The organism is Maribacter confluentis, from assembly GCF_030505015.1.
In the GTDB taxonomy this organism is placed as follows: Bacteria; Bacteroidota; Bacteroidia; order Flavobacteriales; family Flavobacteriaceae; genus Maribacter; species Maribacter sedimenticola.
In genome coordinates this window covers 1373579-1387337 of the sequence record NZ_JAUKUC010000001.1, presented here as the reverse complement: position 1 = coordinate 1387337, position 13759 = coordinate 1373579, and the positions used below count along the sequence as shown (strand labels likewise).

At 35.0% G+C, this 13759-nt stretch carries 11 protein-coding genes; 1 reads left to right on the top strand and 10 read right to left on the bottom strand.

Going from position 1 to position 13759, the window contains the following annotated elements:
- Nucleotides 1-2: 2 nt before the first annotated feature.
- From Q2T41_RS05985 to Q2T41_RS05975, 3 genes are all read right to left on the bottom strand, one after another.
- Nucleotides 3-1484: an acyl-CoA synthetase gene (locus Q2T41_RS05985; protein ID WP_304435324.1), complete on the bottom strand. Its 1482-nt coding sequence runs from the start codon at nucleotides 1482-1484 to the stop codon at nucleotides 3-5.
- 157 nt (nucleotides 1485-1641) lie between these two features.
- A complete protein-coding gene (locus Q2T41_RS05980; RefSeq protein WP_304435323.1) occupies nucleotides 1642-2364 on the bottom strand; it encodes a hypothetical protein in 723 nt (240 codons plus the stop codon).
- Nucleotides 2365-2659: 295 nt separating this feature from the next.
- Nucleotides 2660-3163, bottom strand: coding sequence for a hypothetical protein (locus Q2T41_RS05975; RefSeq protein ID WP_304435322.1), 504 nt, complete (start codon nucleotides 3161-3163; stop codon nucleotides 2660-2662).
- A gap of 147 nt (nucleotides 3164-3310) precedes the next feature.
- On the opposite strand from Q2T41_RS05975, the gene Q2T41_RS05970 reads away from it, so the two are divergent.
- Entirely contained in the window at nucleotides 3311-5563 is a 2253-nt protein-coding gene (locus Q2T41_RS05970; protein ID WP_304435321.1) for an FUSC family protein, read from the top strand.
- A 316-nt stretch (nucleotides 5564-5879) separates the two neighbouring features.
- Here the strand turns inward: Q2T41_RS05970 and Q2T41_RS05965 are convergent, their stop codons facing one another.
- The 7 genes from Q2T41_RS05965 to Q2T41_RS05935 form a co-directional block, all read right to left on the bottom strand.
- Nucleotides 5880-7433: a prolyl oligopeptidase family serine peptidase gene (locus Q2T41_RS05965; protein ID WP_304435320.1), complete on the bottom strand. Its 1554-nt coding sequence runs from the start codon at nucleotides 7431-7433 to the stop codon at nucleotides 5880-5882.
- Between the two features lie 129 nt (nucleotides 7434-7562).
- Nucleotides 7563-8057 (bottom strand): toxin-antitoxin system YwqK family antitoxin, encoded by a 495-nt coding sequence (locus Q2T41_RS05960; RefSeq protein WP_304435319.1) that lies wholly within the window; start codon nucleotides 8055-8057, stop codon nucleotides 7563-7565.
- 233 nt (nucleotides 8058-8290) lie between these two features.
- The gene (locus tag Q2T41_RS05955; protein WP_304435318.1) at nucleotides 8291-9130 is read right to left on the bottom strand and encodes a hypothetical protein; all 840 of its coding nucleotides are present in this window, start codon (nucleotides 9128-9130) and stop codon (nucleotides 8291-8293) included.
- A gap of 251 nt (nucleotides 9131-9381) precedes the next feature.
- Nucleotides 9382-9810 carry a copper resistance protein NlpE N-terminal domain-containing protein gene (locus tag Q2T41_RS05950; protein WP_304435317.1) on the bottom strand — a complete coding sequence of 143 codons (429 nt, stop codon included), beginning with the start codon at nucleotides 9808-9810 and terminating at the stop codon, nucleotides 9382-9384.
- Nucleotides 9811-9941: 131 nt separating this feature from the next.
- Nucleotides 9942-10325, bottom strand: coding sequence for a hypothetical protein (locus tag Q2T41_RS05945; RefSeq protein WP_304435316.1), 384 nt, complete (start codon nucleotides 10323-10325; stop codon nucleotides 9942-9944).
- A 295-nt stretch (nucleotides 10326-10620) separates the two neighbouring features.
- Nucleotides 10621-12393, bottom strand: a complete 1773-nt coding sequence (locus Q2T41_RS05940) for an erythromycin esterase family protein (RefSeq protein ID WP_304435315.1) — start codon at nucleotides 12391-12393, stop codon at nucleotides 10621-10623.
- Nucleotides 12394-12461: 68 nt separating this feature from the next.
- On the bottom strand, nucleotides 12462-13646 hold the full coding sequence (locus Q2T41_RS05935) for an integrase core domain-containing protein (RefSeq protein WP_304435314.1): 1185 nt from the start codon (nucleotides 13644-13646) through the stop codon (nucleotides 12462-12464).
- Nucleotides 13647-13759 lie beyond the last annotated feature (113 nt).

Sequence of the window (13759 nt, the reverse complement as noted above, 5' to 3'; positions counted from 1 at the left end):
TTTTAAGGGGTGAACATTTTTTTGATTTCGTTTTTGGTTACTTTGCCCATTACATTTCTAGGCAGATCTTCCTGAAAAATATATGTTCTGGGCGTTTTATATGCCGGTAATTTTTCCTGTATCCACTTGGTCAATTCATCTGTAGACAGTTTACCATGTTTTAAAATGATACTGGCACCTATAATTTCTCCCCATTCCAAATCTGGTATGCCAACAACTCCGCAATCCTTTATTTGTGGATGTGTACGAAGAACTTCCTCAATCTCTAGGGCAGATATCTTATACCCTCCGGATTTTATGATATCTATGGAATTTCTTCCTAATATTTGATAGCTGTCCTTATCATAAATGGCAATATCTCCAGATTTGAACCATCCGTCCTTGGTAAATGATTCTGCGGTAGCATCTGGTTTTTCCCAATATTCTTTAAATACGTTGGGGCCTTTTATCTGTATTTCTCCAGGTTCACCTTCATTTACGGCTTGGTCATTCTCATCGGCTAGTCTAATGGAAACACCGTGTAATGGCTGACCAATATGGCCCGGTCTTCGCATGCCGTTATAAGGGTTGCTTATTGCCATTCCCATTTCGGTCATACCATAACGTTCCAATAAAATATGTCCGCTGATTTCCTTCCATTCTTCCAATACACTTACAGGAAGGGCCGCTGAGCCAGAAACCATTAACCTAAATCTTGATAAATGTTGTGATATAGCCGTTTTTTCCGATGGTGGTAATTCATTATAATAAGTAATCAGTTTAAAATAAATGGTAGGTACGGCCATGAACACATTGACTTCGTCCTTTAAAAAGATGTCAAAAATAACTTTGGGGTTGAATTTTGGCAAAAACTGACAGCAAGCACCGCTCCACAAGGCGCAGCTTAACATATTGATGATACCATGCACATGATGAAGAGGTAACACGTTTAACACATGGTCGTCTTTGTTCCATTCCCAAGAGGTGGTCAAAGCCGTAATCTGTGCTTCAATATTGGCATGAGTGGTTACTACACCTTTGGGTAGCCCTGTAGTTCCACTGGTATATAAAATCAGTGCGCTACGGTCTAGACTTATTTTAGGCAGCTCACATTTTTTAGGAGTAATATCCGCATAATTTAGAAATTGAATAGTGGTGTTGTTAAAAAGAGGTGAAAGCAATTCTTCAAATGCTTCTGTATAGATGACTGTTGTAACTTTAGTATCCTCCAGTACATATTGAATAGACGGTAAGGGATGCTTTTCACATAACGGAACCGCAATTCCACCGGCTTTCCAAACGCCCCATTGAACAGCGGCATATGAAAAACTAGCAGGAACTAAAAAGGCTATTCTAGCTTGATTTAAATCTTTTTGGTCTTGAAGTAGGTGAGCGGCAACAGATGTTGATTGCTCTAATAATTGATTGTAGGTATAATTTTGGCTATCACTTTTAATGGCTATACGGTCGGTAAATGAATTAGCTCTTTCAATTAATGCAATCATTATTTATAGGTGCTTAAAAATTGTGTCAGCATAACAAGGTAAGCACCATAAGTGAATTTGCCAAAATTGAATACATATTTACTTTTTTCAAGAGTATATTATAATGATGGTAAATTTTAAGTTGAAAATAAGATTTAGTTTGTAGTTTGGTTTAATGCTATTCTTCAAAAAAGAATTCATGTAACTCTATGAGACTGCTTCGCTTTATTTGTACTAAGTCTTTTGTGTCTTTAAGGAATATACCAAGTGATTTTTCATTGTACACAAATTTCATTTCATTATTGTAATCTGTGACTACATACATATCACCAGATAGTTGATAAAATGGAATTGTCATTTTATTTTTTAATCTAACTCCTTTATTTACTATTCTGCCGTTCTGTAATGTCGATTTTACATTAAAGTCACTGGTTTCTCCAGAAGCAACTTTTACATATGAAACCATCATTTTTGTCCATTCGGGTTCATCGATTAAAAACCATTTGATTTTATTGAAATCAATACCATATTCATTAATCCAACCGTGACTTGTAAAACCTAACAATACTTGTTTTCTACCATTTAGTTCTGGTTTGTCACCTGGTGTAAATTCTTGAATTTTAAATGTGATTACCGATGCAGAAGACATATCCTTTAATTTTTTGCCTTCAAAATCGATTGTTTTTAAGGAAAAGCTTGTAATATCTGGATTATTGGCCAGCAACCATTCTGTAGCTGTTAATTCTGCACGTTCTTTCATTTGTTCAACGGCAGCTACTCCAGCGCCAATAGCAGCCAAAGCACCAACGGCGCCAGCGACCACCGCTCCATTATCTTGAGCATTATTTTGTTTAGGAACAAAAATGAGTACAGTGAGAATGATTATGAATAATTTTTTCATAGAATTTGGTATTAATTTTTTTAGAATAAAGGCCATGCCTACCAAATCAGTTAGTTCCCCCGAAATACTTTTTCAGTAGGATGGCCAAAATTATATGTAGTATTTAAGCCCCCAAACCTAAGTGCTAAAACTTTAAAGTTTTTACGGTATTCCGTAATGAATTATAAAAAATACATAATACCCTTGTTTTGTTGGTATTTCTAAATGGGTCAAATGCAAAAACGGTTTGTGTTGTCACAAACCGTTTACGGTATTTAATATTCAATTTTCTTTTTCAATTGTAAAATATGGTGTATCAGTTACCGCTTTTTGCCAATTTTTTATACATATCATATTGTTCCGTAGTAAGTATTTCCTCTAATTGCCTTTTACGTTCACTATCTATGGAACCCATCATTTCTCCACTGGCCATATTCTTTTGCTGTTTCTTAAATCTGTCCATTGCCGCATTATAGGTGTTGATTTGATCTTTGGTCATTCCTAATGTGGCAAATAACGTTTTGTCGTTTTCCAGGCTTTCTGTTAAGCTTGATTTTGCCAATCGGTTGTTCATTGCACCGGTAGAACCATTGGCCTGGGTAGCCGGACTAACATTCAAATGACCGGGCGTGTTATCCGTATTTTCCATATCCGTAGGGACTTCGGGAGCTTGTGTCTTCGCGGTGTTAGTGGTTACTTCTGTTGTAGAACTAGAAGAACCGGAATCAGTGGCAACCGTTTGTTTGGAACTGGAACAGGATGCCATGATGAGTGTAACCGCAATGGTGCTTATTGCATATTTGATCATGATTGTTTTCATTTTTAGTTTCTATTGGAAATTTAAAGCATATTTTATGCAGAGAAAGACCCTATCAATTAGATAATTGACTGGTATCATTATTAAGGTGTGTAAGGATCATTATATCAGGATAATCATGCCTAACTTTACATCGTAAATCTGTAATTAGTGAAGGAGAAACTTACCCAGTTGGAGTTGTTTTTTAAAAGCTCAAGTTTTGACCGAGGGCTAAGGTTGGGTGTGGGTATTATTGTGCCATTTGCCATTCTTTACGCAGTGGGGTATTTTGAATATGCGCCCGCAATTGTAGTAGGAGTGTTGTTAAATGCCCCAAGTGATATACCGGGTAGTGCTACAAGGAGGATAAATGCCATACTGATTAGTATTCTGTTGACAATGCTCGTTACACTATTGGTCTTATTTGCAAAACCTATATTTTTCATTGTAGTATTGGTTATTGCAGTTGTCTCCTTTATGGTCTCATTAATTGCCGTTTATGGATTTAGGGCGTCCTTACTTTCTTTTTCAGGTCTTCTGTCCATGGTATTGGCATTTGCTATCCAAAAGGAAACGCCTTTGGAAATTTTTATTCAAGTGGGCTTAATGGGGGTAGGCGGTTTGTGGTATTTGGCGGTTTCCCTAATTTTTCAAAAATTGGCTCCGGATAAAGATCAAAACCAATTACTATCAGACACCTTGCAAGCATTAGGAACTTATTTAAGGTTACGTACCCAATTATGGGCAGGTAATGACCAACAGGATGAACTTTTACGAGAATCATTTTTTCTTCAAAATCAGATAAACGATAAACAAGAAACCTTGCGGGAAATTTTACTCACCCAACGTAAGCGTTCGGGACTTTCCCCTTATGAGGAAAAACAATTGCTAATGTTGCGTGCTTCGGTAAATATATTCGAGCTTATAGAAGCAATGCATATCAATAATAAAGTGGTTCATAGTATTCATGCGGAACATCGCAACTATCTACTACCTTTTAAAGAGGTCAACAACATTTTGGGAAATCATCTTATCCACCTTGCGGAACTATTGATCCAGAAAGATAAAATTCCAAATAAACATGTGTTGCTGAACGCATTGGAAAAAGCCAACGAAACAATTGCTTCATATATTGCGGAAATAGGTTTGCCGGCCGCAAGGGAAGGTGCGTTGACCCTTAAGACAATTTTTGATTATCAAGAGCGATTGGTAGCCGAAATTAGGGTGGTACGGCGTATTATGGCGAATGTAAAGAATACCCCGGATCTATCCTTGAAAAAAAAGGACTCTGCTTATTTTTTGACCAATCAAGAATTTGGTCTTAAGGTATTGACCCAAAATTTAAGTTTTAAATCTACCTTGTTTAGGCATGCATTCCGGTTCAGCATAGCGCTCTTGTTTGCGTATCTGTTGGGGTATTTTTTGGATATACAGAATACCTATTGGATTCTCTTGACCATTGTGGTTATTATGCGGCCAAGTTACGGTCTTACAAAGACACGTTCTACAGATAGGATTATAGGAACGCTCATAGGGGCCTTGTTCGCAATAGGGGTGGTTCTGTTGACCCAAAATACAATTGTGTATGCCGTTTTGGCATTTGTTTCCTTGATTTTGGCCTTTTCCTTGATACAGAGGAATTATAAGTTTGCGGCCGCTTTAATTACTATCAGTATTGTATTCGTGTATTCACTGATAAACCCCAATGCGTTTGAAGTAATCCAATACCGTGTAATAGATACCGTATTGGGCGCCATTATTGCGGTGGTGGCCAATTATACGATATTCCCTAGTTGGGAAGCGGATAATTTTAAACAAGTGTTGCTAAATGCGTTTAAGACCAACAATGGTTATCTCTTGGCAATGCAAAAATTTTATAAGGATACCGCTACGTATAAATTGGCCTATAATGTGGCAAGAAAGGAAGCCTTTTTGGCCATTGGTAATTTAAATGCCTCGTTTCAACGGTTGACCCAAGATCCAAAATCAAAGCAGAAAAATTTTCAACTGTTGTATGAGATGGTAACCTTGAACCAAGCTATTCTTTCCGCAATTGCCGGCATTGGTAATTTTGTGGTCAATCATAAAACCACACCTGCATCTGCGGAGTTACAGCGTTTATTCCATAGAATCTCTAGTACCCTTGGTATTGCATATGAAATTTTGGAACAGGGTAGTGCATCCAAAAATGTACCTACAGAGGCATTAATGGACGCTGAGGAAAAATTACTTAACAAGTATGTTCAATTATCTAATAGACGTGATGAGGAAATTAGCCTAGGCAAAACTACAATGGATACGGATACCTTGCACGGACTCCAAGAAGCGTATTTAATTTCCAACCATATAATTTGGCTCAAATCGCTTTCGGAAAATTTACAAAAAACAACGGAACACTATGTAAAAACTTCGGTACAGGAATAGGTTGATGGGTAATCATTTTTTTCCTTCATATTCAATGAGGTCTTAAGGGGTTTAATTGGCATTAAAGGTATTATATCTCGCGTTGATTATCGAAAGTAGCTTAGGACTGGCCATAAATTATATTCGGTGTCAGCCACTGACTTTTTTTATTCCACTTATTAAATTCATGGGATCGATAATTTGTATAAATATCGTAATCAACCCTATTATAAAGATTGTAATGTATAATTTTTGCTTTAAAGCAAAAAGAAAATATTAATTAGCTTTAAAGAACTGGACTATGGCTTTTCATAGGATAAATTGTTACCTGCTGGCTTTATTCTTTTAGTTGTTTTAATCGGCCAATTGCGTTTTGATTTTCAGGGTTTAATTCCAAAGACTTTTTGTAATTCAAAATTGCGTTTTGGTAGTCCTCATTATAAAAATATGCTTCGGCTAAACTATCATATAAATTTGCGGATTTTGGATATAGATGTAATGCTAATAAAAAGACATTATATCCTTGCCCTTTCTTCTCAGGATTAAAAGATAATCGCAATCCTAATGTGTTTAACATTCCTTCTTGAAGTTCAAGATTTGGATAATCAGAAATCGTTTTTGTATATAATGGGATTAAATCTTGATAATCCTGTTTGAAAGCTAAATCATTGAAATCCCTATATATAAATTCTTTTTCTATAGCTTTTTTTGATTCTTTGGAAATCAAACTATCGGAAAATCCGTTTGTAACAGGTTTGTTTTCAATGAAATCAATCGCCTTTTTCTCATTTTTTAGTGTTGCATTTAAGAACTGCAAAGTATGCTGACAAAGCAAATTGTAGGAAACCATTATTTTATCATCACTTTTATCTTGCCTTTTATCTCTGTTAGCGAATAAGACACCGAAAGAACTAAAATAAGAATGTGTTAGGTCGTGAAATCTATATCTGTGAATATTGCTATGTTCCAAAGAATCGTATAGTTGAAATTTGTAGTTCAAGTCTTCAGGGATTTTGTCTGTGGTTAGAACTTCCTTCGGAATCTCTTTCTGAGCAAAATGGACATAAGGAATGGAAAATTTATTTAAATTGAAATAGGGTGATTTTTCCAAAACAGGATAATTGTACCTCTCGGTTCCGTCCAAACTAACTATTGCCCTTATGGTCCTGTTTTTCATAACAGTTATGGCGTTTGACAAACCACCAAAACTAAACCCCATTAATGCTACTTTTTCAATATCAATATTCTCGTAGCTGTGAATTTCTTTTAGAAGAAATTCAACATCTTTCGATTGCGTTTCCATATCTTTTGTAGTTCCGCCTTCCAACCAACGCGTATTTGTTCCCCTTGAAGCACTTGATATCACTACAAAACCGTTACTGGCTAAATACTCGAATAACGCAAAGTTTTCAATTGAAGAGGCTTGATAACTTGGTGCATAAACTACTACTGGAAATTTTCCGTCTAATAATGTTGGATTAGAAAAAGCATTTACTTTTTCAGAAAGATGAGCTTTATTTTCTGGCGTGTTCCATAAATACGGAAACCAATCCAACAGAAAGTAATTCGGTAAATTTTTCCATTCTTCCTCTTCTTTTAAAATCTCTAAATAGTTTAGGACTGTTAATTGCTCAGAATTATTTTCCTCTTTTTTCGCAGGATACCAAATACTTATAGGGATTGGTCTTTCAATGAGTTGGTTGTTAAACTCATTATGAATTCGATAGGTTCTCGTGCTATCATTGATTGTATAATGCTTAAAGCCTACTTTATATTTACCAGCTTTAAGTCCAATTTCTTTTAGGGATGTCTGTCCGTAGGATATTATTGAAAGTAGGAAACCTGTTATGATTATTGTTAATCGCATTGTAATTGAATAATTGTCCATCATAAATGCTCTATTTTGATGATAGTTACAGTGTCTTTTTTCAGCTTGCAGGTAACGGTCTCGTATATGAGCCGTTTTAATGGCTTATATACATCTTAAGTTTGATTCTCAGTAAATTGTTGTAATCAGTTTTTAATAATTCCATACGTCTTTAATATCTCCATTTTCAAAATATTCTATCGATTGGCCTTTTAATTTGTCGTTTGAATAATTCCATTCCATTTTCTTTTTACCATTCTTGAAGTATTCAATTGTAATTCCATTTCTCGCTCCATTTTCATATTTAAAATCATATTTCTTCTCTCCTGTTTTAAAATAGCCTTTCCCACCTATTACAATATCATCTTTAAGTTCGTAAATAGTTTCTTTTTCACCGCTTTCATAATACCTCACAGTTTGTCCATTCAATTTTCCATTTTTGATGGTATACTCTTCATAAAGCTCACCATTTTTAAAATAGGATTTTCCATCGATGAGGACTCCATTCGCAAAATTCAATTCTGAGTATATTCCATTTTCATGATATTCTTTGTAAACACCATTTTTGGGTTTTTCCTCGGTTAAATTTTTATTGGGCGAACAAGAAACTATTACAATAAGAAAGAATAATGATAGAATTCTGGCCATAAGTCAAAATTGGTTACAACGCTTGAGCTAAGCGTAGTGCGGAGGCAAGGAAACTCTTCGTTTCCGTATGAGCACGAAGCTAAAGCTTATTGTTTTGCTTTTTTTTAATTTGTCCATAGCTAATTTTGAATATTTCGCTGACGCGTAATTTTCAATTTAGCGACCTTATAAATATACACAAACCATTCGTTAAGCCCGAAGCCCGTATTGATTATAGGTTTTGTTGTGTACAGTTATTTATACAGGTAGACATATTCGTTCCTTAATTTGCCATTTCTCCAAAAGTCTATTTTGCTTTTCAATAGACCATTTTTATTGTAAGAGAATATTGTGTATTCCATTACAATGTTTTTTTTCTTGTAAACTTTTTCAATCTTGGCTATTCCGAATTTGTTGTATTCATATTTGTAAAAATGGTAATCATCATCGTCTTGTTTTAGAAGCCTTCCATTTTTATTATACTCGTATATGAACTCTTTCCTATATTTTTTTCTATTAGGGTAGCTTTGTTTAATTAATAAACCATTTTTGTAAGTGTTTATTTCATGAAGTAGAGAGTCCTTATAAACATCTATTCTTTGTAATTTTCCAAATAAGTTATAATTGAATACTTCTTTTTCTCCATTTTCATTAATAACCCATTTTATTTTCCCTTTTTTTCTAAATGTTTTTTCTATTTTAATTGACCATTCTTTTAATGAGTCTTTTTGATAATTAAAATAAACGCTATCGATGACACCAAATTTATCATAGAAGTACTTTTGCTCCCCATCCATTGCAGAAAAATAATGAATTTTTAGACTTAATTTAAGGTCACGATTTAAATGTGGAGATTTTGATTCAAAAATATTTATAAAAGGGTATTCGTGATGTTCTTTTCTAAAGCTTGGAAATTCTTCTTTATATATTCCGTTCTTATATTCAGTCAGAATTTGATTTAGAGTTGAGTCATTTGTTTTCTTATCAAGTTTCCATTCATATCTTATTGATTTAATTTCAGAGGTGTCAATTATTATTTGCGAAAAACACGAAGTTGAAACCGAAATTAAAATGATAAGTAGGATGTTTCTCATAATTGTACACAACGCAGCGCTATGTGTAGTCCGCGATATTTTATGGAAATATAGTGAAAACCTTTTTTGGTTTTCGACGGTATTGGGAATAAAATATGGCGGTCCACATTACATATAGCGTTTATGTATAAGAATAATTGCGGGTTTGTATGCGAGGATTTTCCGAAGGAAAATCAGACGTTACAAACTCGCAACGACCTTTGATTAATCACTGAACCGAAATTATTTTTATACGGTGTTGTAAAACGTTTTTATATTTTGAATATATCAATTGTTTTTATCCAAAAGATTTCAGATTCAAAAAACTGAAGTTTTGTTTTAATTATTCGGTCAGTTTTGTCTCTCGGATGTTTTGTTACAAATCTTGCCTTAGAATTATTAAAATCTAAAGTATATTTTTCATCAAAGTCTTCTTGTTTATTTGATAAGAAAATAATCACTTTACCTTTCGCAATCCATTTTCCTTTTCCGTATTTATTTACTTCAGGCGGAATTCCCTGTTTATTATTTGAATAAGAGTGGAAGATGAATGTTCCATCCTGATTTAATGTCAATTTATATTCTATAAAATGAGTTCCTTCTTTCCCGAGTGCACGATAATAATCACCATAAAAATTATTTGACTGAGAAAATAATGTTAGGTGTGAAATTAAAAGTAAGGTAGAAATTATTAGTTTCATCGGTATGTTTTAAATGTTTTACAACGGTTCGTGTATGATTATTTGCGGACTTTTCCAGCGGAAAATGTCCGCCTATAACGAAGATAGTTAATTGCAAGGATTTCCATTTTGGGAAATCCGCCCGCAATTAATTATACACCATGTTGTGCGTAGTTTTTATTTTCCTCAATTTTATTTTTAATTCCATTGGCGTCAAAATCCTTAGCTCCCATTCCTACTTTTCTTTCCTTTCCGTTGTATTCAAATCCAATAACCTCCTTGTGAGGTGCATATAGACTCCAAAAAATATTCAGTCTGATATAAGGGTCACTTTTGACATTGTGAAGAATTTTGAGGTTGGCAATTTCTGAAATTTTGTAATTCTTTTTCAAGTTGTAAAGTCCATATCTTTTTCTTGTCCATATATTCTTTCGGTCAATTATTATCTCATACTTTCCAAATAAGAACCAAAGTAATTCGTTGATGATTAGAACCAAAAAATATGTAAGAATTCCATATTTGAGTATTTGTGGCAAGTCCAGATTTTTTAATGCAATTAAAATTTCAGACTTTTCAATAAACAGCCAGTAAATTAGAACTATTCCCAAGAGGAGCCAACTCCAAAAGAAGTACCAAATCCATCTTGCTTTATATTCAAATGTTTGTTTCAGAGTATGATTTTAAATTACGCACAACGTGTTTGTATATGGTTTGTTGCGTGTTTAAGCACCTAATTTAGCAAATAACAACCGAATAGAAAATCTGCAAGGATTTTCAGAAGTGGACGAGAACAAGCAATTACTTATAGCCAATGTTGGCAACTGCCCTTTTTCATTCAAAAATTGGTGTTGTTGCATTTGTTTCTTTTATAAATATCAGACAATCAAAATCTTTAATTAGGGGAAGAAAGTAAATATCCTCCTCGCTTTCCTTTGAGTAACCGATTAATTTTGTCGGACCAATAATCTTATCCGTGTCGAGCTCATTCGTCAGAGTTGACATATCAACAATAAATGAATTGCCATTTTCTGACAGGGCATTTTCCCAAAATAAGCCTTCTATCGGTTGAAAAGATGCTGTTTTGAGTTTTTCAGTATAGTTATGGTCGCCGTTTATGAATTTTTCGTCCATAAATGAATAGTTGCCGTTTAGTGTCGTAAATCCAATGGTGTAATAATCTTTACCAAATTCCTTTTTTAAATCACGCCCCATTATTCCTATCTCGTTATCAGTTATTATTTCGTTAGAAATATGTGCGTTGTGCGCCCATACAATAATCTTTTTGTCTGATTCTTTAGCCAAGAATGAAATTCTATCGGCCATTATTTCATCTCTGCTTTGAATGGGCTTTTTGTTTTTTATGCTGACATAGTTGACATACGTATTTTTTCCGTTGAATAGAATTTCCTCGATTTGTTTGGTCAGGCTGTTTGTTGATTTCAAGTGATTTTCAATTGATAAAATGTCGTTGTAAATCGAATTATTGATTTTAAACTCTTTTTTCAAATTGTCATTCGAACTCTTTTGGATATTGGTTTCTAGATTTTTTAAGAGTTTGTTAAGCTTGTCATCATTAGTTGAGTTAACACGGTCTTTTAGTAGTTCGTAGAAAGTCCAATATGAATCGTCGCAACCCTTGAACTCAATGTTATGAACAGACCTATTATCCTTGTACCATTGCAAAAAGGATTTCATTTCTTGTGTCTGATAAATTGAAAAAAGATGTTTGCGGATTAAACTGTCCAATGGTCTTGTATTCAAATCTCTGTTCAAGATTTCAATATCATCGTATGGGCTTTCCAAAACCACAAGATTGAACCCTTTTTCTTCTACCAACCTTTTTGTAATGATTTCCCTGATTTGATAAAATTCAGAAGTTCCGTGAGTGTTTTCTCCAATTGCAACTATTTTTTTGTCGCCTACTTTTTCTATCAATGAGTCTAAATTATTGCGAATGTTTTGTTCATTGGGCAAGTCCAATTGACTAGAAGATTTCGACAAAGCCGATTTTAGTTTGCCTGAATCGTATTTCTCTAACGTCAATCTTTCGGTTTCCTTTAAAGTCTGAATGTCTTTTCCGTCGATGGTAACTTTAAAATCATCGAACCAAGCGACGCCTTTTTTGCCTAAAATACCACCCACGTATATGGCCTTGGCATTTTTCGGATAAGGTAGTTGTATAGAATATTCCTTCCAGTCATTTGTCCCCCTGATTTTAAGACTTTGCATACTTTTAAAGGCTAATGACTTTTTCTTCGAATAACCATCTATTCGCATTAACAGTCCGACATAGTCTTTGACGTTCTCATATTTTATACGTCCAGATAGTTTAATTGTATCGCCAACATAATTTGCGGGTATCCAGTAGGTGATGCACCCGAATTTTCCGTTTCCGTCAGAAACTACTTTTCCAGCATAGTTTCCGTCACTTATTTTTTCCCCGCTTAAATTTTCAAAAAAACCCCATTTGAACCAACCTGTAGGTATTTTCTGTTCTTTGGGGTTAAAGTTGTCAAAGTCCAGATTGTATTTGTCTTGGGGAAAAACTGTCAACGGCAATATTATAAAGACTAAAAAAATTGCTGGGTTTATGGTCAATCTCATAATTAAGATGAAATGTTTGTTCGGGTGTTTGTTAATATACATTGTTTACAACAGTTATAGATTAGAGTTTACACTAAGTTAGTTTCTAACCTCACTGATTGTTCTTTTTTTCTAAACACATGTTCATCAAAGTATCCTAAAAATACGTTTCTATAAAATACCCTCCAAATACCATTGCCAATGTCCAGGGCCCCGATATGTTTACCTTGGAGCGAAGCGGAAAGGTAAACCCAATTATAGGCCTTCCATCTTATAGCTCCATTTTGGGTGACTTTTAAGACTTTCATTTTGGAATCGTAATCAAAGTGTGGTATTTTTTCTGGGAATGGTCTTGTTGAAAATTCATGTACCGAAGCGGGTGTTCTCATGTCCAATGCCTCATGTGGCCTTACGTGATTATATTCTTTTACAAATTGGTTCAGACGCCTTTGTTGCGCTTTCAGGTCATAAGCTGAAGGCTTGGCACAGGCGGTCTTCAGGTCGCGGTGCATTCGTTCATGCCGTCCGTTCTGTTGTGGCTGTGCCGGATCGGAAAACACGGGCATGATTCCCAGTTCGATGAACCAATAGGATAACCTGGTGAATCTTTGTATTGCGGCCACGGAACCAAATGGGCTTCCATTGTCGGTATGGATTTGTCCGGGGATGCCGAATTTCCTGAAAACCCTTTTGAACTCGGCTTTTGCAGAGGCAAGGTTTTCTTTGTAATGCCCTTTTGCGTTAAATACAAACCGGCTTTTGGAATCGGCAATGGTGAGCGGATGACAGTAAATTTTGTTGCCCATGAGGAACTTTCCTTTATAGTCCGCACTCCACACTTCATTGCACTCTTTTGGGTCGAAAACAGGGTGTATTGGCTTCACTCTTCTAAGCCGTTTTTGAGGCGGCACCAAACCATGTTTTTTAAGGATGTTGTGTACGGTCAAGACCGTTGGGATTATTTCATCGGGGAAATCTTTATACAACAAGGTGTGCAACTTTTTAGCGCCCCATGCCTTGTGTTTTTCCTTCAATTCAAGAATACGGTTCACCACCTTTTCATTGGTGGCATTGGGATGTGGGCTACGTGGTTTTCTGGAGAGTTCCCTTAGCCCTTCATAGCCTTCATTTTCAAACCGGGCAATGATTTTGTAGGCCGTCGGTCTTGAGATTTTAAAGCCTCTACAAAGCTCCGTGATGGTGTATTTTCCAGTTCGCCATTCACAGATAAATTCAATTTTTTGTTCCATAATCGTATGTTCTTTCCAAGGCATAGCATCTGAATGTTGGTTCCAAATGCAACTTAAAAAGTGTAAACGATGTTTCTATAACTTTGTAAAGGATGTTTGTATATCGTACCAAATTGCAGGTAACACAGTACCTATGA